We start from the raw sequence: 1,620 nt of genomic DNA on the forward strand, positions 1-1,620 counted from the left end.
CAAGTCTCTGAGTGAACATACGTAATTCATTACGAAGTTTAATTCACGAGCATCAAACTTAAATTGAAGAGTTTGATCATGGCTCAGATTGAACGCTGGCGGCAGGCCTAACACATGCAAGTCGAACGGTAGCACAGAGAGCTTGCTCTCGGGTGACGAGTGGCGGACGGGTGAGTAATGTCTGGGAAACTGCCTGATGGAGGGGGATAACTACTGGAAACGGTAGCTAATACCGCATAACGTCGCAAGACCAAAGAGGGGGACCTTCGGGCCTCTTGCCATCAGATGTGCCCAGATGGGATTAGCTAGTAGGTGGGGTAACGGCTCACCTAGGCGACGATCCCTAGCTGGTCTGAGAGGATGACCAGCCACACTGGAACTGAGACACGGTCCAGACTCCTACGGGAGGCAGCAGTGGGGAATATTGCACAATGGGCGCAAGCCTGATGCAGCCATGCCGCGTGTATGAAGAAGGCCTTCGGGTTGTAAAGTACTTTCAGCGGGGAGGAAGGCGGTGAGGTTAATAACCTCATCGATTGACGTTACCCGCAGAAGAAGCACCGGCTAACTCCGTGCCAGCAGCCGCGGTAATACGGAGGGTGCAAGCGTTAATCGGAATTACTGGGCGTAAAGCGCACGCAGGCGGTCTGTCAAGTCGGATGTGAAATCCCCGGGCTCAACCTGGGAACTGCATTCGAAACTGGCAGGCTAGAGTCTTGTAGAGGGGGGTAGAATTCCAGGTGTAGCGGTGAAATGCGTAGAGATCTGGAGGAATACCGGTGGCGAAGGCGGCCCCCTGGACAAAGACTGACGCTCAGGTGCGAAAGCGTGGGGAGCAAACAGGATTAGATACCCTGGTAGTCCACGCCGTAAACGATGTCGACTTGGAGGTTGTGCCCTTGAGGCGTGGCTTCCGGAGCTAACGCGTTAAGTCGACCGCCTGGGGAGTACGGCCGCAAGGTTAAAACTCAAATGAATTGACGGGGGCCCGCACAAGCGGTGGAGCATGTGGTTTAATTCGATGCAACGCGAAGAACCTTACCTACTCTTGACATCCAGAGAACTTAGCAGAGATGCTTTGGTGCCTTCGGGAACTCTGAGACAGGTGCTGCATGGCTGTCGTCAGCTCGTGTTGTGAAATGTTGGGTTAAGTCCCGCAACGAGCGCAACCCTTATCCTTTGTTGCCAGCGGTTAGGCCGGGAACTCAAAGGAGACTGCCAGTGATAAACTGGAGGAAGGTGGGGATGACGTCAAGTCATCATGGCCCTTACGAGTAGGGCTACACACGTGCTACAATGGCGCATACAAAGAGAAGCGACCTCGCGAGAGCAAGCGGACCTCATAAAGTGCGTCGTAGTCCGGATTGGAGTCTGCAACTCGACTCCATGAAGTCGGAATCGCTAGTAATCGTGGATCAGAATGCCACGGTGAATACGTTCCCGGGCCTTGTACACACCGCCCGTCACACCATGGGAGTGGGTTGCAAAAGAAGTAGGTAGCTTAACCTTCGGGAGGGCGCTTACCACTTTGTGATTCATGACTGGGGTGAAGTCGTAACAAGGTAACCGTAGGGGAACCTGCGGTTGGATCACCTCCTTACCTTAAAGAACCTGCCTTTG

General features: G+C 53.8%; 1 rRNA gene. It reads left to right on the forward strand.

Features of this window, described 5'->3' with window-relative positions:
* Positions 1 to 60: 60 nt before the first annotated feature.
* A 16S ribosomal RNA gene (locus APT89_RS12845) occupies positions 61 to 1,600 on the forward strand.
* Positions 1,601 to 1,620: the final 20 nt, after the last annotated feature.

This window comes from Enterobacter sp. 50588862, from assembly GCF_001462935.1.
Taxonomy (GTDB): Bacteria; Pseudomonadota; Gammaproteobacteria; order Enterobacterales; family Enterobacteriaceae; genus Enterobacter; species Enterobacter bugandensis.